The sequence below is a fragment of the Aquimarina gracilis genome (assembly GCF_035285365.1).
GTDB lineage: Bacteria > Bacteroidota > Bacteroidia > Flavobacteriales > Flavobacteriaceae > Aquimarina > Aquimarina gracilis.
Window position 1 is genome coordinate 161070 of sequence record NZ_JAYKLX010000007.1, and the last position, 18707, is coordinate 179776.

20 protein-coding genes and 1 tRNA gene are annotated in these 18707 nt (G+C 34.7%); 9 read left to right on the top strand and 12 right to left on the bottom strand.

Features of this window, described 5'->3' with window-relative positions; genetic code table 11:
- Positions 1-10: 10 nt before the first annotated feature.
- The 7 genes from U6A24_RS15480 (at position 11) to U6A24_RS15510 (ending at position 4985) form a co-directional block, all read left to right on the top strand.
- Positions 11-970 carry a PorP/SprF family type IX secretion system membrane protein gene (locus U6A24_RS15480; protein ID WP_324180896.1) on the top strand — a complete coding sequence of 320 codons (960 nt, stop codon included), beginning with the start codon at positions 11-13 and terminating at the stop codon, positions 968-970.
- 27 nt (positions 971-997) lie between these two features.
- Entirely contained in the window at positions 998-2962 is a 1965-nt protein-coding gene (locus U6A24_RS15485; protein ID WP_324180897.1) for an OmpA family protein, read from the top strand.
- Between the two features lie 194 nt (positions 2963-3156).
- Positions 3157-3678 (top strand): isopentenyl-diphosphate Delta-isomerase, encoded by a 522-nt coding sequence (gene idi, locus U6A24_RS15490; RefSeq protein WP_324180898.1) that lies wholly within the window; start codon positions 3157-3159, stop codon positions 3676-3678.
- Positions 3675-4085 carry a 6-pyruvoyl trahydropterin synthase family protein gene (locus U6A24_RS15495; protein WP_324180899.1) on the top strand — a complete coding sequence of 137 codons (411 nt, stop codon included), beginning with the start codon at positions 3675-3677 and terminating at the stop codon, positions 4083-4085. The genes idi and U6A24_RS15495 overlap by 4 nt, the downstream gene beginning before the upstream one ends.
- A gap of 3 nt (positions 4086-4088) precedes the next feature.
- Positions 4089-4550, top strand: a complete 462-nt coding sequence (locus U6A24_RS15500) for a peroxiredoxin (protein ID WP_324180900.1) — start codon at positions 4089-4091, stop codon at positions 4548-4550.
- 36 nt (positions 4551-4586) lie between these two features.
- Positions 4587-4853: a hypothetical protein gene (locus U6A24_RS15505; protein WP_324180901.1), complete on the top strand. Its 267-nt coding sequence runs from the start codon at positions 4587-4589 to the stop codon at positions 4851-4853.
- Between the two features lie 58 nt (positions 4854-4911).
- Positions 4912-4985: transfer RNA gene (locus tag U6A24_RS15510), tRNA-Thr, on the top strand.
- Positions 4986-5126: 141 nt separating this feature from the next.
- Here the strand turns inward: U6A24_RS15510 and U6A24_RS15515 are convergent.
- The 10 genes from U6A24_RS15515 to U6A24_RS15560 all read right to left on the bottom strand — a co-directional run bounded on the left by U6A24_RS15515 (position 5127) and on the right by U6A24_RS15560 (position 15032).
- Positions 5127-5918, bottom strand: coding sequence for a trypsin-like serine peptidase (locus U6A24_RS15515; protein WP_324180902.1), 792 nt, complete (start codon positions 5916-5918; stop codon positions 5127-5129).
- 34 nt (positions 5919-5952) lie between these two features.
- On the bottom strand, positions 5953-6645 hold the full coding sequence (locus tag U6A24_RS15520) for a hypothetical protein (protein ID WP_324180903.1): 693 nt from the start codon (positions 6643-6645) through the stop codon (positions 5953-5955).
- 226 nt (positions 6646-6871) lie between these two features.
- Positions 6872-7525: an HNH endonuclease gene (locus U6A24_RS15525; protein WP_324180904.1), complete on the bottom strand. Its 654-nt coding sequence runs from the start codon at positions 7523-7525 to the stop codon at positions 6872-6874.
- Positions 7526-7676: 151 nt separating this feature from the next.
- The gene (locus tag U6A24_RS15530) at positions 7677-8579 is read right to left on the bottom strand and encodes a BRCT domain-containing protein (protein WP_324180905.1); all 903 of its coding nucleotides are present in this window, start codon (positions 8577-8579) and stop codon (positions 7677-7679) included.
- A 957-nt stretch (positions 8580-9536) separates the two neighbouring features.
- On the bottom strand, positions 9537-10604 hold the full coding sequence (rsgA, locus tag U6A24_RS15535; protein WP_324180906.1) for a ribosome small subunit-dependent GTPase A: 1068 nt from the start codon (positions 10602-10604) through the stop codon (positions 9537-9539).
- Between the two features lie 31 nt (positions 10605-10635).
- Positions 10636-11364 (bottom strand): MBL fold metallo-hydrolase, encoded by a 729-nt coding sequence (locus U6A24_RS15540; protein WP_324180907.1) that lies wholly within the window; start codon positions 11362-11364, stop codon positions 10636-10638.
- A gap of 132 nt (positions 11365-11496) precedes the next feature.
- On the bottom strand, positions 11497-12042 hold the full coding sequence (locus U6A24_RS15545) for a hypothetical protein (protein WP_324180908.1): 546 nt from the start codon (positions 12040-12042) through the stop codon (positions 11497-11499).
- A gap of 135 nt (positions 12043-12177) precedes the next feature.
- Entirely contained in the window at positions 12178-12888 is a 711-nt protein-coding gene (locus tag U6A24_RS15550; protein WP_324180909.1) for a class I SAM-dependent methyltransferase, read from the bottom strand.
- Positions 12889-12997: 109 nt separating this feature from the next.
- The gene (locus U6A24_RS15555) at positions 12998-13771 is read right to left on the bottom strand and encodes a GNAT family N-acetyltransferase (protein ID WP_324180910.1); all 774 of its coding nucleotides are present in this window, start codon (positions 13769-13771) and stop codon (positions 12998-13000) included.
- 412 nt (positions 13772-14183) lie between these two features.
- Entirely contained in the window at positions 14184-15032 is an 849-nt protein-coding gene (locus U6A24_RS15560; RefSeq protein ID WP_324180911.1) for a DUF5694 domain-containing protein, read from the bottom strand.
- A 360-nt stretch (positions 15033-15392) separates the two neighbouring features.
- Between U6A24_RS15560 and U6A24_RS15565 the strand changes: the two genes are divergently transcribed.
- Both U6A24_RS15565 and U6A24_RS15570 read left to right on the top strand, forming a co-directional pair.
- A complete protein-coding gene (locus U6A24_RS15565) occupies positions 15393-15653 on the top strand; it encodes a redox-active disulfide protein 2 (RefSeq protein WP_324180912.1) in 261 nt (86 codons plus the stop codon).
- Between the two features lie 30 nt (positions 15654-15683).
- Entirely contained in the window at positions 15684-16442 is a 759-nt protein-coding gene (locus tag U6A24_RS15570) for a DUF3667 domain-containing protein (RefSeq protein WP_324180913.1), read from the top strand.
- 79 nt (positions 16443-16521) lie between these two features.
- On the opposite strand, the gene U6A24_RS15575 is transcribed toward U6A24_RS15570, so the two are convergent.
- Both U6A24_RS15575 and U6A24_RS15580 read right to left on the bottom strand, forming a co-directional pair.
- Complete coding sequence (locus tag U6A24_RS15575; RefSeq protein ID WP_324180914.1) at positions 16522-17253, bottom strand: DUF4369 domain-containing protein; 732 nt, start codon at positions 17251-17253, stop codon at positions 16522-16524.
- 93 nt (positions 17254-17346) lie between these two features.
- Positions 17347-18651, bottom strand: a complete 1305-nt coding sequence (locus U6A24_RS15580) for a DUF819 family protein (RefSeq protein WP_324180915.1) — start codon at positions 18649-18651, stop codon at positions 17347-17349.
- Positions 18652-18707 lie beyond the last annotated feature (56 nt).

Consider the following 18707-nt stretch of genomic DNA (forward strand, 5'->3'; position numbering starts at 1 on the left):
TCAAATAACCATGAATAAAAAATTACAGATTATATGTATACTATCGTTGTTTAGCCTATTTTGGTTGGGAGGCTATGCCCAACAAGATGCGCAATACACCCAATACATGTACAATACGATAAGTGTAAACCCTGCTTATGCTGGTAGTCGTGGTGTGATGAGCATAATGGGACTTCATCGAAGTCAATGGGTTGGGTTAGATGGAGCCCCCAGAACTCAAACACTCACAGTAAATACACCTATTGGTGATAGTGAACGCTTAGGACTTGGGTTATCTGTAGTTAATGATGAGATTGGCCCCGTTGATGAGACGTACATTAATATAGATTTTTCGTATACCATACCCACTTCAGAGTATGGAAAGTTAAGTTTTGGCTTGAAAGCTGGTGGACACTTATTAAATGTCGATTTTCAGCAATTAACCCAGTTTAATAGTAATGATAATCTATTCGAGAACAATATTGATAATAAGTTTAGTCCTAATGTAGGTATTGGGGTGTATTACCATACCGATAAGTTTTATTTAGGTTTAAGTGCACCAAACTTACTGGAAACAGATCATTTTGATGAGAGTACAACCGATGATAGCAGCACGGCAATTAGTTTTCTGGCCGAAGAACGTATAAACTATTACCTAATCGCAGGCCACGTATTTGATCTAAGTACCGAAGTGAAATTTAAACCTGCAGTACTTACCAAATTGGTTTTCGGAGCACCGTTGCAGGTCGATCTTTCGGCAAATTTTTTGTTATATGATCGCTTGACCCTTGGTTTGGCCTATAGATGGGATGCAGCAGTTAGTGCATTGGCTGGCTTTCAGGTGTCGGACTCTATGATGATTGGGTTCGCGTATGATAGAGAAACAACAGAATTGGGTCAAACCCAGTTTAACGATGGAAGTTACGAAGTGATGTTACGTTTTGAACTTTTCAAAAAATATAATAGAATGCTAACACCACGTTTCTTTTAAAGACATTTTTATTGATAAGATTATAATATGGGGAAATCTTTACTTAAAGTAGTATTACTGTTCTTAACGCTCTTATTGAGCCATAGTTTTTATGCCCAAAGCAAAAAAGTAGAAAAAGCAAAAAGCCAGTACGACAGATACGAGTATATTGATGCACAAAAAACGTATCTAAAAATCATAGAGAAAGGCTACAAAGACGCTGATATTCTTAAAAAACTTGCCAATAGTTATTATTTCAATAGCCAATTTGAAGACGCAAATAAGTGGTACAAAGAAGTACTGGATACCTATCCAAACGATATCGAACCAGAATATTACTTCAGATATGCACAAACGCTAAAGGCTATGAAGCAATACAAAGAAGCCGATGTATTTATGGACAAGTTTACTCAGCTTGTTGAAAATGATCAAAGGGTTAAATTGTATAATGACCAGCCCGATTATCTGGAAAGAATCGATTTTCAATCAGGAAGGTTTAAAGTTGAGAATGCTTCGATCAACTCTCCTTTTGCAGATTTTGGAACCGCTTTTTATGGAGATTTTGTGGTATTTGCTTCTTCAAGAGACACGTTGATCATGAGAAAAAATGTTCATCAATGGAATGATGAATCTTTTCTAGATCTGTTTCAAGCCAATTATAACCCAGAAAATGGAGAATTAGGAGAAGTTGAGAAATTGAGCCGCGTCATTAATTCAGATTTTCATGAATCAACGCCGGTATTTACAAAAGATGGAAAAACAATGTACTTTACCCGCAATAATTATAATAAGCGGAAGGTAGGAAAAGATAATCAAGGGACCATTAAATTGAAGATTTATAGAGCGCAAAAAAATGACAAGGGAAAATGGACAACCCCAGAAAGCTTATCATTTAATAATGATGAATATTCTACCGCGCACCCAGCGTTAAGCCCCGATGAGAAAACCTTATATTTTTCGTCTGATATGCCTGGCGGACAAGGGCTTTCTGACCTTTATGAAGTTGCAATTAATGGAGACGGAAGTTTTGGAGAACCCAAAAACCTGGGAGAGAAAATTAATACCGAAGGAAAAGAGACTTTTCCTTTTGTAAGCCAAAATAATGATCTGTATTTTGCTTCCGATGGTCATACGGGATTAGGAGGACTCGATGTGTATGTCACCCGGCTTGACCCTCAAACCGAAGAAGAAGCCTTGATTGTAAATATTGGGAAACCCGTAAACGGTCCAAAAGATGATTTTGCTTTTATTGTAGACGATACCTCAAAAAGAGGGTATTTTTCGTCTAATAGAGAAGAAGGTGCAGGAAGTGATGATATTTACAGTTTCCTGGAAGAAGAAGAGCTTAGAAGACCTTGCGAAATTTCTATTGAAGGATTGATTACAGATAAGGATACCAACGAACTGCTTCCCGGGACCAAAGTCTCATTTTTTGATAGTAGCAATACGTTAATACAAAGTGTTGTAGTGGGTGAAGATGGTACCTATACATATCCAAAAGTAGCATGTACAGCACAATATTTTGTAAGAGCCGAAAAAGAAGGGTATATCACCGAAGAAAAATTGGTAAATACTCCGCCTAATGGGGTGCAAACTATCGATACTCCTGTAGCACTAGAGAAGCAGGTAAAACCCGCTACGTTTGGTGATGATCTGGCCGAAGTACTATCGCTTAAAACAATTTACTTCGATTTTGATCAATCTTATATACGCAGTGATGCAGCCATCGAACTGGCCAAGGTGATCGAGATCATGAATGAGCATCCACAGATGAAAATCGAAGTAGGATCCCATACAGATAGTCACGGTGATGCCAATTATAACCTAATGCTTTCAGAAAAAAGAGCACAAGCTACAGTAGCTTATATGATCGAAAAAGGAATTGCTGAAGATCGATTGACCGCAAAAGGTTATGGAGAATCCAAACCAATCAATGACTGTGTAGACGGTACCAGATGTAAAAAAGAAGACTATCAGCTTAATAGACGAAGCGAATTTATTATTGTAAAATAAGAATACCTGCTTCAGAAACTATATATATTTAAGAAACACCTTACCTATATGAGGTGTTTTTTTGAATATACATACTATATTTTGTTTATCAAGGTTATCTTTTTATATTCCTATAACCTCAAATGTTAAAAACAATAGAATGCATAGGGGATTTACTGGTACGATTTTGTAATTTTGGATCAACAAAAAAATTAATGAAAGAAGAAGAGAAAGTCATTTTAGTAAACGAAAATGATGAACAAATAGGCCTTATGCCAAAACTCGAGGCCCATGAAAAGGCAGTATTGCACCGTGCTTTTTCGGTATTTGTTCTTAATCAAAAGAATGAATTGATGCTTCAGCAGCGCGCGTTGCATAAATACCACTCACCGGGATTATGGACCAACACCTGTTGCAGTCACCAACGCGATGGTGAAAGCAACATCCAGGCGGGCACCCGCAGATTGCAAGAAGAGATGGGATTTACCACTGCGCTCAAAGATTCGGTTTCGTTTATTTATAAAGCACCCTTTGATAACGGGCTTACCGAGCATGAGTTTGATCATGTACTTATTGGTACCTATGAAGACGATCCGGTGATTAACCCCGATGAGGTGGCCGATTGGAAATGGATGCCGGTAGAAGCGGTAAAACAAGATATTAGTGATCGACCAGAAATCTATACCGCGTGGTTTAAGATCATTTTTGATAAATTCTATTCACACATTACATTATGAGAATAAAAGCTTGCCGAAAGGCTCATTTTAATGCTGCACATCGCTTGTATCGAAAAGATTGGAGCGATGAAAAAAACGAGCAGGTGTTTGGCAAGTGCAATAACCCAAGATACCATGGTCACAATTACGAACTCATTGTTGCGGTAATTGGACACATAGATCCCGAAACCGGGTATTTGATTGATCTTAAGATTTTAAAGGATCATATCAAAACCGAAGTCGAAGACTATATGGATCATAAAAACCTGAATGAAGAAGTAGCAGAGTTTGAGAATCTAAATCCTACGGTAGAGAATATTGCTGTAGTGATCTGGAACCGCTTGCGTGCCAAACTAGATCCCAAATATGATATCGAAGTGACCTTGTATGAAACACCACGCAATTTTGTAATTTATAACGGGCAATAACACATGGGATTAAAAGTAGGGGACAAAGTACCACAGTTTACCGTAAAAGACGACCAGGGCAATGATTTTGATAGTAACAGTATCATTGGTGTAAAACCTGTAGTCATTTATTTTTATCCCAAAAACTTTACACCCGGTTGTACCAAAGAAGCCTGTGATTTTAGAGATAGCTATGCCGATTTTAAAGATTTGGGTGCCGAGGTGATCGGGATAAGCTCTGATAGTATAAAATCACATACTCGATTTAAAAACAAGTATAGACTACCCTTTTTATTTTTATCAGACCACAAAAATACCCTTAGAAAACTATTTGGGGTAAAAGCAGAGCTACTGGGGTTATTACCAGGCAGAGAAACCTTTGTGATCGATAAGGATGGGGTAGTGCAGTTAAAATTTAATAGCCTTAATGCCTCAAAACATTTAGGCAAAGCCATAGCCAAAGTAAAAGAATTGGCTGCGGTTTGATCGAAAACATTAATTTTGTACCAAATAACATAAGATATGGCAAATAAAAGAGACCTTAAAAAAGATATCAACTACGTATTAGGCGATATTATAGAAGAAGTATATGTGTGGGAACTAGATAACCCAGGAAAAGATACCAAAGCAGGAGAAGCGATTATCGATGAAGCCATTACCTCTTTTGATGGTTTGATCGCAAGAGTAAACGAGCGTGATGTAGAAAATGCTTCACAACATTTTAAAGCCATTCGCACCGATTTAGAAAAAACGGCAAAGACACTGGTAGAAAAAGTAAACGCTTTATAATTTTTTTAAAAAAAGTATTTGCAAATATGGTTTAAGAAATTATATTTGCACCGCTTTTGCCGATATAGCTCAGCTGGCTAGAGCAGCTGATTTGTAATCAGCAGGTCGTGGGTTCGAGTCCCTCTATCGGCTCTTCATGAAAAGCTCTGAATTTGGTTTCAGAGCTTTTTTGTTTCAGTAGTTCTGAGATACTATCTATAAACTTTTTAGACATATTGATATATAGTCACTGTTTCAGATGGTATAATCTATGCCGAGTCGGCTATAGTTTTATTACAGGTTAATTCCTGCCGATGAACACCACTCTATAATTTTATCATATACTTCTTGGCTTATCAAAACAGAGGCATTGCAACCATAATCTTTTCGAGAATGAACCCCAATTACTTGATAGCCAAATGTGTTTTTTATCCATATTGGGGACCCACTATTTCGAACTTCCGTAAATAAATCATAGGATAACTTATTTCCATTAATTTTAAAATTTTTAGTCGACTCTGTCCATATTTCATTTTTATTTTTATCACCCGGAGAACCTATTAATGTTATTAACTCTCCCAATTGAGAAGTATCTGAAATAGGTTCTATTTTATAATGACCACCAACTTTTTTGTAAACTGTTGAATCGGGGAGGATAATAATAGAGAAGTCCTTATTTATAGTTCCTTTAAGCCAATAACCCTTATTGTAAAACTTATTTTTTTTATTTTTTAGCTTTACGGAAGTTTTAATTAAATAATTGTTTTTATCAATTGAGCCAAAATACATATCTACGTTTGTAACTGAAGAAAATATATAAGGAAAAGATTTACTAAATAAGTAATATGCCGTATTATGTCCAGCGGTAAGAACAACTCTTGGGTGAATTAACATTCCTGTACCCAATTTTCTCCCTGTCCAACCTCTTTTCATTTCCATATAACAGGTATATGAATTCGGAACATTATCCTCAATAATTTGTTCTCTATTATTGGGATCAGGGGTACAATTTAATTCTTGACCTAAAAGAATATTGTTAAACAAAAGGAGATAAAGGATAAAAACTGGATTGTATATGTTTTTCATTTTGTTTAGGTATTTTGATGAGAATCGTGTGCTGTTAATTTCTCAAATCTTCGGAAGAAATAAAGTATAATTTTTCAGGAGTAAATTTTGTTCTAGAAGCCAAAATAGAGTCGGTTATAACATTATGGATTCCATCTATTTTAGATTGAATAACACCAAAACCGTCCACATCGAAGTTGCTGTTAACCTCTGGTTTAAAGAATTTTCCTAAATCTTTACCAACAATTCCAAATGATTGAAGACTGAATGAAACAGATGTTTTATTACTTTGAAGTTGAGCAGAAGCTGCAACGCTTGCAAGATTTGTGATATCAATCCCTCTTTTTACTTTACTGAATAGATAATGAATAGAATACCCTATCCCATAAACCGTTGTATCCGTCGGTGTCTCTACAATCTTTGTTTCCACAAAATATACATTCATATTGGATTGTTTTCTACCAAGAGTTAAACCACCGAAACCAGGAACCTTAATTCCTGCATTTTGTTTTCCATCATAAATTTTTACAACTGTTCTCATTCCTTCCAGTTCGGCGCGAGTTTTTGGTGTAGTTGAAGTTGTTAGTAAAGAATCGACGGCAAAGCTTTCAATACTTTTTGTTGAAAATTTTTCGATAAAACTATTCAGTTCTAGTTCGTCTCCGAAGTCGAAATCTTGTTTTTCTTCATTTTTACAGCTATAAATAACTATAAATAAGATAGCTAGTAATAGAGTTTTTGTATTCATAATATGTTAATTTTTGATGGGATAAGTTAAATTTGATTTGCTATCAAATCAATACCCGTTACTAGGTATAAATTAGTGCCAATGGTCTAGACTATGAGTAGTTAGTAGTTATATTCGATTAGTATATAGCTTTGCAAACAAGTACCAAACCGAAAATCTACGAGAATTTTCACAAGTAGATTAAAACAAGCAATTACTTGTTGCAATTATTGTAAAACAGTTTTTATCAGTTCTTTTTCTTTACGTAAGTTTTATTCCCGTTCGAATTAACATAATATTTTCCACCCCTTGGTCCCGTTTGAATAGATCTGCTTGATGAATTGCTTTGTATTGAATAGATAGGTGAAGAATAAGTTGGGGTCGAATAATAGTTATTTGATGAACTTTTTTTTGGTTTTACATAAACCTTTTTTCCGTTACTATTTATATAATATTTTCCACCTCTATTTCCAGTATAAATTGTTCGTCCATTATTGTCAATTCGTGAATAGGTTGAATTTGAACTATTATAAATTGAATTTGAATAATACTTTTGTGTCGTTGATCTATAGGTGGAATTACTTCTGTTGGCCCTTTCTCGTGCTGTTTTTCTTTTATGCTGTTCGATAGTCAATAATTGCATATTACTGGGGTCGTCTGTTCCTCCCTCAGAAAGAGGTTTTATATGGTCAATTTCATAACCATAGGGAATTTCATCGTAACCTAATGATTTTAAAAACTTCTTTTTATTAGCTTCACTTCTTTTTACAAGAGGTTTTCCAGTAGTGGAATAATATTGTCCGTAGTAATATTCGGTATTACCAACTTTGTAAGTTTCTTGACTATTAATACTAAAATTTGTAATCAGAGAAATGATCAATAGTAAAAGAGTTCTTTTCATTTTCATTTATTTTAATTGCTTACGTTTCGGCAATATTTAGTTGTGTTACTTAGTACTTACTTTATAAAGATTTGTCAACCTGAAAATCTACCGGGATTTTCAAAAATAGATAGGACTAAGCAATTACTTATACCATATTTACCAATAGTCTTTATTTAAAATCTTCTACTACGTCCATAAAATCAAATTCGTGTACTAAACAGATTTGATGTCCGCTTTTCCTCATTTCTAAAGCTTTTTCCACTTTCCGTCCATAACACGCAAATGCCCAAGCTGGATTTCCATTATCCCCAACAATTAAATAGTCAGTTTTTTTTGAAACAGTTTTTGTTGGTATTCCGCCTAAATCTGAAATTAAACTTTCTAATTCAGACCGATTTCCACTTTTTAAAATTCCTGTTACGCAAAAAGTCTTTCCGTCAAATTCGATATTTGGGTCGCTCGTACAATGTCCCGAAATATTTATGTTAGCAGTTTCTTTGTCAATTTGCTTAGCAATCTCTTTACTTTCTATGTTTACAAATTGATTTAGGTACGCTTTTAAAATCAAAATTTCCTCTTCCTCAATTATTCCATCTGATATAATAGATAGCATTAAACTCCTAATTTCATCGTAAGGATAGTAGGTGCTTAAATGAGTATTTTGCTCAAGCCATTTTTCAAGATCTCGGACCTCTTTCTCATTTATTATTCCATCTGCCAAAATTCCATGACAAATTCCCTGCAAGGTTTGTAAGTCAGTTGTCACAGCGTTGTAATAATAGTTGTCATTTTCATATTTCTGACAAAGCCAAAATAAATCTTCTATTGTTTCTGTTGCGGAAATATTGTTCGAAACTGTTTCGCTAATGATTGTCATAAATTCTTTAAAAGGATTTCGATCTATTAAACTGTAATGGTTTTCTACCCATTTTTTCAGTTCATTAATTTCCTTTTCATTTATTTGTTTGTCTAAATTTATTCCAAGTAAGATTCCTTTCAATGAGTTGATTGCTTTATCAGCTCTTGCTTTTGAAGTAAAAACTTCCAATTCTTTTTGACTTAATTCGCTCATCGATTTTTTTTCAAATTATTGACAACGTAGGAATATATGTGTTAGTACATATATTCTACAGATAGAATGTAATTACCATACATTTCCCAAAAATCAATAATTCCTATCAAATATTTTTACGGGTTTCCACAGTTGCCTCTTTTTTTCAAAAAATGACACTAGCCTGGCATATTCTTGCACTCGTAAATCATAATTAATTAAAACAAGGCAGTATGTCGACAGAAAATTTTAATTAAAAAGTAGCGGTGTTAAACACCATAGCGACCAACGAAGTAAAAATGGCCAATATGCTTATTGATCTTCGAAGACAAAACGTATCCCAAGCATAGAAATCATCATTCTGTATACTACAATCACAATCCTAGGACCTTTACACTAGGTCCCGGGATTTTTTTCTTCATTTTAGTTCTTAAAATAGTGTCTTTGTAACCTTTTGTATGCTCCACAGCATATAACAATGTCTTCCCGGAGGGTACAACCGCTTTCCTGGAGCTCGCAATACGTTTCCCGTAACAATTATTTGGTCTCACAGCACCAACAACCTATCCCACAGCACTTGCAAACACCTTCCCGTAGGCTTCAAAGTCTTTCCCGGAGCCCGGGAAGCCTATGTACTGCCCCAGAAATGACCTGGCAACCTCCCAGGGCGGTGAGGTACCTCCCGGGACGGGTATGTATGGTTACGTGAAGGCCTGATCAACTGCTGTGGAGAGGTAATTTGGTTACGGGGCGCCGTGGTATAAGGAATGGCATAAGATATAGAAGTACAATGTTTACCAATGTGATGTATGGAAAAAAGATTCAAAACCCCTTTGCTGGCGCCAGAATGTTTCTGGTGCCATTAAAAAAGTAATGTATGGGACACAAGTTGCAAACTAGCCTTTAGTTTGTATTAGAAATAAAGAGAAGTAGAGGTGAACTAACAAACTGGCAACGTTTCCAGACTTATCTGGCGCATTAGTACTTATCTGGATTCTTTGTCTTCTTATAATGTTTTATCATTTTTCCGAAGTTTTTGTCTTTCCTTCGTTTTTCTGCAATAGTCGATTCGTAGTGTGTTTTTTCTCGTTCCATTTTCAAATAGTTTTCAAGGTAGGATTCGTGTATTTCTCCATTTTCGATTGCCAATTTTACCGCGCAATCTTTTTCTGAGGTGTGGGTACAATCCGAGAATCTACAATCTTGCATCAGGTCATATATTTTTTCAAAGGTACTTTCTAGTCCACCTGGACTATCTGCAATACCAACTTCGCGCATGCCGGGATTGTCAATAAGTATCGCACCGTTTATCAATGGAATTAACTCACGGTGTGTTGTAACGTGTTTGCCCCGATCTGTACTTTTACTAATATCGTCGGTATTCATTAGATTTTCTCCGCTCAAACTGTTTATAAGCGAGGATTTTCCAACGCCCGATGAACCTAAAAGGCAATATGTTTTTCCTTTATAAAGTAACTTTTTCAATTCATTAATCCCGACCTTAGTTTTATTGCTCAGGGGAATGACAGGAATATTTTTTACTCTGGCATTTATTTTTTTAAGCAAATTATCCAAGTGGGGCTCATTTGTTAAATCGGTTTTTGAAATGACAATTATAGGTTCAATTTTGGAAGCATGACAAAGCGTTAAATATCTTTCCAATCGATTAATATTAAAATCCCTGTTGACTGATTGTACAATGATACTATAATCGATATTGCTAGCAATGATCTGCAACTCACCAAACTTGTTAATTGCCTGTCGGGAAAGAACAGAATATCGTGGTAAGATACTGTGAATAAGTGCAAAATCGTAATCCTGAGTTAGTAATGCTACCCAATCGCCAACGGCAGGAAAATCTTCACGACTTTTGGCCGAAAACCTTAAATTTCCTGTAATCTCGGCTTCAAATTCGCCTTTTTCATTCTTGACAATGTATCTTTCTTTATGCTGGGCCACTACACGTCCAATTTCAAAATTCTCAAGATCATTTTCACTTCTTGCTTTTTCGAAATTGTCATTATATCCTAGATCTTGAATTGTCATATCGCCATTCTAATTTTTTTGGTCAACTTTCCTAATCTAATTTAATCACCCTGGTTTTTTTGTTAATCAAAGTTTCAAACCTATTCAATTCTTCGTGGTTTTTGATTTCATAATGCATCGGAATAACAATTTCGGGTTTAATTTTATTTATAATCTCAGCAGCTTCTTCTGTATTCATAGTTAAATTGTCACCTCCAATTGGAACCAAAGCAACATCAATATCGCTAAGTTCTTTTATTTCATTAATATAGTCTGTGTCACCTGCATGGTAAATGCTAAAACCATTTTTCAATGTAATGATATAACCTACATTCTCTTTAGATTTGGGATGCGCTTTGATCCATAAAAAAACCGATTTTGTGTTGTATGCAAAAGTTGCCTGAATGCTAAATTTTTCGAATTGTAATTGCTCTTTAGGTTTTACAATTTGTATTTGATTTTTTACATCACTTAATTTTTTTGAAACTCCTTTTGAACAAACAATCCTCGTTTCAGCGTTTAGAAGATTTTTAATATCCTTGAAGGAGAAGTGGTCTGGATGGGCATGAGTGATTAAAATGTAATCTGCTTTCTCTGTGTTTTCAACTCCTACAGGATCAATATAAATAACCTTGTCATCAATTTTAAGTTGAAAACTCGAAGGAAAAAAATGTGATTTATTCACTTTGATTGTCCCCCAAGTTGTTAGCGTTATATTTTCTCCAATAGACACTTGTTGCGGAATAGGATTTCTTTTTTCGCTTATTTTTATTTTTACCATGGTACAGCCTTGATTAATGAATAACGTCAAACAGAGTATTAAAAAATGTAATCCTTTTGTCTGCATTTGTAATGGAATATTTTTACAAAGTTAACGACTCTTAATGTTAAACTTTAGACGCTTCCGTCTATTCTAATTATCCTTTGATAGTTGGAAAAGACGCACCATCTTACGAATATCTGCGAAGTATTTTCTTAACCAGGTCTCGTTTAATGTTTCATCGGTAATTTGAAGATAAAAATTTTCCAAACTTAGATGTAAAACCATTTTTGCTAGGGGACTATTCCCCGATAATGAAACTATATTTTCCCATACAGGCATTAGTCCTTGAATTGAAAATTGATTTATACGGTATAAACATTTTTTGAACCCTGGGTTGTCTCTGTGTACTCTTAATTGACGATTAAAAAGCAAGTCGATTTTATGTTCGATGATGATTGATATCAATTCCTCCTCACTTCTTGCATTCGACTCTTTTTTTGAAACCATTTTTGCACGCCTTAAGTGAAATTCCAATAAATTTTCTGTAAAAACTTCTAAATCAGCAAATAAATGGTAAAATGAAGATTTGTTTTTTCCAATTTCTTTGGATAATCTTTCTACCTTAAGTTCTTTTGGACCGTTATAAGCAAAACACTTATAGCCCGTTTCTAGCCAAATTTTTTCTATTTCTCTCATTTTAAAACAGCTAAAAAGATTTAGTAGAATTACCTCATGGCTATATGATTTATTGTATTAAGTGCAATGGCTCACCCAAATGTGTTTTAATGGTGTTCATGTGTATCGAGCAGCTGTCTTTTATACATAATAACGTTACTTTGCTTTAATAATATATTGATACGGAAGCAAATCTACGTTTACGGTAAAAGCCGTATACCCTGCTTTTTTTAATTCGTTAACAACCACATCGATAGATAATTTGTGGTCTGCGGGAGGACCTACAGGAGTATCGGTTTTAAAGAAATCAACAATAACCAACGTTCCGTTGGGTTTTGTGCCCTTTTTTACTTTGGTGAAATATGTCGGGCGGTTTTCAATATGATGGTATGTATTAACAATGAACACCATATCGGCCTCATTTTCTGTTAAGTTAGGAGAGTCGTAGGGAATTTTGCGGGTTTCAATGTTCTTTAGATTGTTTTTTGTGATTCTATTTTTTAGAAACTCTTGAAACTCCTCATCGACATCGGCAGCAATGACTGTTGCTCCTTTTTCTGCTAATTTTACAGAGAAATAGCCAGAACCGGCTCCTATATCCATGATGGTTTGCCCTTGTATGTCGCCCAAATACTCCAATACTTTTTGAGGGTGTTGATAGGCATCTCTCTCTGGGGACTCAAATCGTTCGATTAAATCTTTAACAGAAGATCGGTGCATATGCTCATTAGCGGCACCAGGTTTCGATGGCTTCTCTTTATGTTGCTCATGACCATTTTCTTTCCCTTGATCGGTATCTGAAACGGGATGATTGTTTTTACATCCAAGACATAGTAAAAATGTAAGTATAAAAGCTATTTTTTTCATTTCTGTATTTGTTTTAAACTTAATCGGGTTGTAATAGCTCACGGTAGTATATGCATATTGAAAGCGTTTACCAAGCATTAAAGCGTATACATTGTTAAGCTCCTGTTTTTTATTTTTTGGATTTAGTAATCACTTTGTCATATCTGCTATCCATGCAGACACTTAGATCGTTGGTCATAAATTTACCATCTAGAAACAGACTAAAAATGGTGGCAGGACTAGGGCACTTTTGGGCTTCTTCCATTGTTTTGAGCTTGATTACTTTCAATGGCAGATTTCTTTTTTCTGCAGTTTCAGCCAACGAGTTCATAGCGTGAAATTCTGCAAAGGGGCATCTGTTTGAATAATAAACAACAATTCCTTTCTTGTCTGGACATGCACCACTTTTTACCGAGTTATTGAATTTAGGGTTTATAGCATTATCGTCGAATTTTAATGCAAGCAAACTGAAACCACTTGATGTTTTTTCTATTTCTTTAAATCCCTGTCGCAATAGCCATTTGGTGTCACTCATAAAATGGAATTTTTTTGTTCCTACTACAGTTATGAGTCCATTTCTATTTTGTTTTTTCGCATCTTCAATTGCAGATTGCAAAAGGGCTTTTCCGTACCCATTTTTCTTATACTTACCTGATACCCAAAAACAATTAACGTTTATGTAATTGGGGGCAGTTATTGGAACCCAGGCATTTTCGGCGGGTCCATACTCTATAAAAACTTTAGCTCTTTCATCAAGTCGCCTAAAAACATAACCGTTATTAAACTCCTTTTTTAACCAATCCTTCTTTGCGTGATAACTATCTGCACATTTCTTATCCGATATGGCACAACAAATATGTTCTGAAGAAATGTTTTCTGTATTTAATTCGATGAATTTTGCCATTTCTAACCGTTTTCAAATGAAGTCTAATGTCCAGGTATGGCATGTGCCTCTGAACCCTTTGTAAGTATTACCAAAGTATCGATTTTGTACGATACCTTCAGGCAATCAAATATAGGCATATGCCCTAGTATTTGTTATGTAAATGTTGTTGAAATTTTCATAAAGTTGATCTAATAGCAGAAAAAGACTTTTTTTCTTCAGTGCGATAAGTGTTTTCAATACATTACTTATTAAGCATTTATTTATTTTTTTCAAATCCAAACATTCATTAGAAAATAGCTTTAAATGAATTTTGGTTTGTTATTGTTACTTGTTTGAATTGATTGTACATTTTGTCAAAAAAGAAGATTACCTCTGCTAATTCTTTGCAATCGTCTCAATTGCGATTTTCATAAGTATCTAAAACAAGCAATTACTTTTGGCTATTGTTGGCGATGGTTTTACGCTTTAAGTAATCTCTGATTTCTACATATTCAATATCTGTTCTATCTTGATAAAAATCTTTTAGTACAGCTCTGTGAGCAGCACCGACAATGACCAAAATTCTATCATTCGAAGTAATCCATCGATCAATATTGGTCATCATATAAATATTTCTCTCCCACCATTTGGATACGAATTTTGCCCCAATGTAATTGGAGTCATTAACGAATTTTGCTGTTTTATTTATGTATTGGTCTTTATTTCTAATATCTTCTTCCTCAGAATTACGGTATATAAGGTAATTTAATATTGAATTTTCTGCTAAAAATTTGGATTCCTTTTCGTCTTGTGCTTTGATAGCGCTAATCATTTTTTCATATCTCCCTTTATCATATTTTTCAGCAAACTCAGCAAGTTCACCAAAAGGAAGATCAAGCTTATAATCTATAGAATAGATACGATTATGATGTAACTCTTTTGCTAATCTAAATCCCAATTGGTCTATTTCATTAATGGTGAGATCACGATTTCCATGTAAAGTTTCAGTATATAAACTGTCTAAATATTCTGATGTAGCCGATGGAAATTCAAGCATAATTTTAGTGGGTCTAAATTCTTTAAGCTTTTCTACAACATCTTTAATCTCATTCTGCCTTTTTTCTGACTCGAGACTTTCAAATTCAACTGAAGAGAAATCTGATGTTCCTGCAAAATGAAATACCCCTAATATTGAGATCTTTGGGTTAGTATTTACTTTTTTTTTCTCTTCGATTTCCTTTGTTTTGTTACAGCCTGTAAGAAGTAAAAAACAGATAGTAATGTTTATAAATGACCTCATATTGTTTGTAATTTTAGTCTTGAACTTCTGCCAATAATTGTATAAAGAATGCGTGTACTTTTGTTCTATACAGTAGATAGCAAATACTTGTAAATATAATACTTATAGTTTGTTTGTTTCTCAAAAATGAATAGATAATCCCCTTTTTTTGAGGTTTGTGCTGTTAGTGTAGTTTTTAAATAGGTCCTATTTCATAAAGAGTAATTGGAAGATAATATCCTTGTATCCAAAATCAAGAACTTATAAAAACAAAGCAGTATCGATAATCCTGTATCCAAACAAATAAAAGTATGTAGTATATTGCGACCTTGGAATACCAAATACAACAAACAATACATTTTACAAAACGGAATACATGGTATGAAAAAAAATGATATAAAGAGTAAATCTTCAGAAAAACTTCAATCCGAATTAAAAGTAATTAAAGCGATTACTGGGACTTTAATTGGGACATTAATCCTTTTGTTTGCTCTGGTCTTTTATGGATTATTTGCAACAGATAAAAAGGGAGTTTTTATTCCGCTACTCATGGTGGCTATTTCCTGCAGTGCAATCCTCCCTTTACAGTTTATTTCGATGAAGAAAATTAAAGCCGAATTAGATTCTAGAGAAAATTCTTAATCTGTTTATTGAAGGAATATTAAAACACGCATGAACTGTAAAAACTGTAACAACAAATATGAAGGTAATTTCTGCGGATATTGCGGCCAGCGTAGTAGGGTAGAGAAAATCAATTTTGATTATCTAATCAACGAGTTTTCTGAGAGTGTTTTTCAGGTTAACTATGGGATGGTGTTTACGATAAAAGAATTATGTAGTAGACCTGGTCATAGTATTCGAGAATATCTACATGGTAAGAGAAAAAATCATTTTAGGCCCATAGCGTTTCTGTTTTTATGGTCTACTGTTTATTTTCTATTATCGGGATTGATAGAAAAACATACATTTTTGGTAGAGGCTATAAATGGATTTTCGGATGGGTTTGCCAAGACTAACCAGGATTTTTCGAAAGTTACAAACACTTTCAAATGGATGACGAGTAATCATGCCTATACTACCTTATTGTTCTTACCTTTATATTCATTTGCGTCGTACATAGCATTTTTGGGATTGAAATATAATTATTTCGAACATTTTGTTTTAAACTCATACATAACCGGGCAACAAGCCATAATATATGCTGTTTTTATTGGGATACAATATGTTTTGGGAATTGGGGACTACTATTTTCCATTACTTTTCTTTATAGCTTCTGTAGGGTTTGCCTTCTGGACCTTTTTTCAATTTTTTGATAAAGAAAAGTGGATCGAAATTGTCTTTAGGGTTATATTGGTTTATTTCTTGTACTATATTCTATTGAGTGCCGCGGCAGTAATGTTTATTATGGGGATATTTATTTTTTCTAAATAGTATTGGATCTAATACCGAAAAATGGAATCACACAAAACTTGAAAGTGAAACCAAAGAAAAAGAATAGAACAAGCCTTACCTATTGCTGTTCCTGGGCCACCGCTTCTTTGGCTTTTCGATCTGCGATGTAGTCAAAAAGTTGTTTTCCGTAAAGAGATTTTTTAACTCTGGGGCTTAACGATTTTGCCACAGTATCCAAATATTTTATGTTGGCATCATATACTTCGCTGAGGGTTACATATGGGGCAACTTCTAGTTTTTTATTGTAGATAGCAAAGTTGATCGTATATAGGTATTTTTGTCGTAATAAGTTTTTATATGCTTTATCGTTTGCCATCAACTTTTCTTCATCTTTTTGCTTACTGGCTTCAAAATCTTCTTTGATAAGTCTTAGGTTTCTTTCGTTAAAACGTTTAAGCATCTTCTTGTATTCCTGAAACTTCATTTCATTTTTTCCACCTGTGATGCGAACGTCTTTTTCAAAATCATTTAAAGAAGTATGGATAGAAATTTCTCCAGGTTCAGCAAAAAAATCGATACGGTCATTGTATTGCGCTCCATCTTTTTTATCCAGATACAGAAAATGAATTTCAGGTTCGGTAACAGTAGATTTCATTAAAAATTGAGCATCTCCATCAATGATAACAGAATCTACATTTATTAACATAGTATCTTGTATGCGCTGCAGATACAAGGTGCCCTTTTTCAAGCCTTTTATATTTCCCGTTACGGTAACGTTTCCTTCTTTTTTGGGAGCAGAACAATTTACCAAAAGAATAGCCGTCAATATTAGGATCGAAAAATGTCTCATCAATGATTTTTTGCTTTTTAAATAGGGCTACAAAGATGCATATTTTATTTGAAATAGTTGTCGCCCAAACGTCATAATACCCTTACTTTGTGTCTAACTTCCTGAGGCAATTTGCATTAAAATAGTACACAAAATGGCTCCGTATGTTCCTACTACATATCCAAATACAGCCAAAAGTACGCCAACCGTTGTTAATGAAGGATGAAAGGCAGCTGCAACTACAGGGGCCGAGGCAGCTCCGCCAACATTGGCTTGACTTCCAACGGCCAGGAAAAAGTAGGGTGCTCTTATGATTTTTGCGACTCCAATAAGAAGCAGCGCATGTATTGTCATCCAAACTAGACCGATGGCAATAAGGCCTGGGTTTTCGAAAATCATACCCAGATCCATTTTCATTCCTATAGTGGCCACAAGGATATAAATAAAAATACTTCCTAGTTTACTGGCTCCGGCACCTTCATACAATCTGGCTTTGGTATATGACAGTATAATTCCTATAGCCGTAGCAATGGTTACCATCCAGAAAAAATTTGAAGTAAAAGAAGCCAAAGCAGAGCTTTTATCGTTAAAAACTTCAAAATTGTTGGACAACAGGTTAGAAATACCTCCCGCACCCCAATGCGCTACACCCACGGTAACAAAAGCTATAGAAAGCATAATGATATAATCGGTTAACGTTGGATTGCGCGTAATGCTATCGGCATAGCTTGACACTTTTTCTTTCAAAGATTCTATGGCACTAGTATCAGATTTTAACCAGGCGTCTATTTTTTTGCTTTTACCAATACCAATTAGCAAAATGGCCATCCATAAATTGGCAACTACAATATCTACCAATACCATACCCCCGTATTTATCGGGATTGTATTGATAAATCTCGAGCATGGCTGCTTGGTTGGCTCCACCACCGATCCAACTTCCTGCAAGGGTAGATAATCCTCTCCAAACAGCATCAAATCCGGCTCCTCCTACTGTTTCGGGAGAGAATATAGAGATAAGTAAGATGGCGACTGGTCCACCTATAACAATCCCTAAAGTTCCGGTTATGAACATAATCAGGGCCTTTGGCCCCAAATTAAAAATACCTTTAAGATCAATACTCAAAGTCATTAGTACCAGCGAGGCCGGCAATAGATACCGACTTGCGATAAAGTAAACATTCGACGATTTTTCAACCAATTGCCCGTTAGCATCAAGTTCTTTCCATTCTGGAGAAATAATACCTAAAGAATTAAAGATAGCCGGTAAGAGGTAGCACAATAATATACCAGGAACAAACTTGTAGAAGGTTTTCCAGAATTTTGTTTGCAGTGATGAGGTGTAAAATACAAGTCCTAAACAAAGCATTAAAATTGCGAAAACAATGGTGTCATTTGTGAAAAAAGGAACATTTTCCATAAATCGAGTGTTTAATTTTTTAGAATAAGCAGTGCAAAATACATTATTTTAAAAAA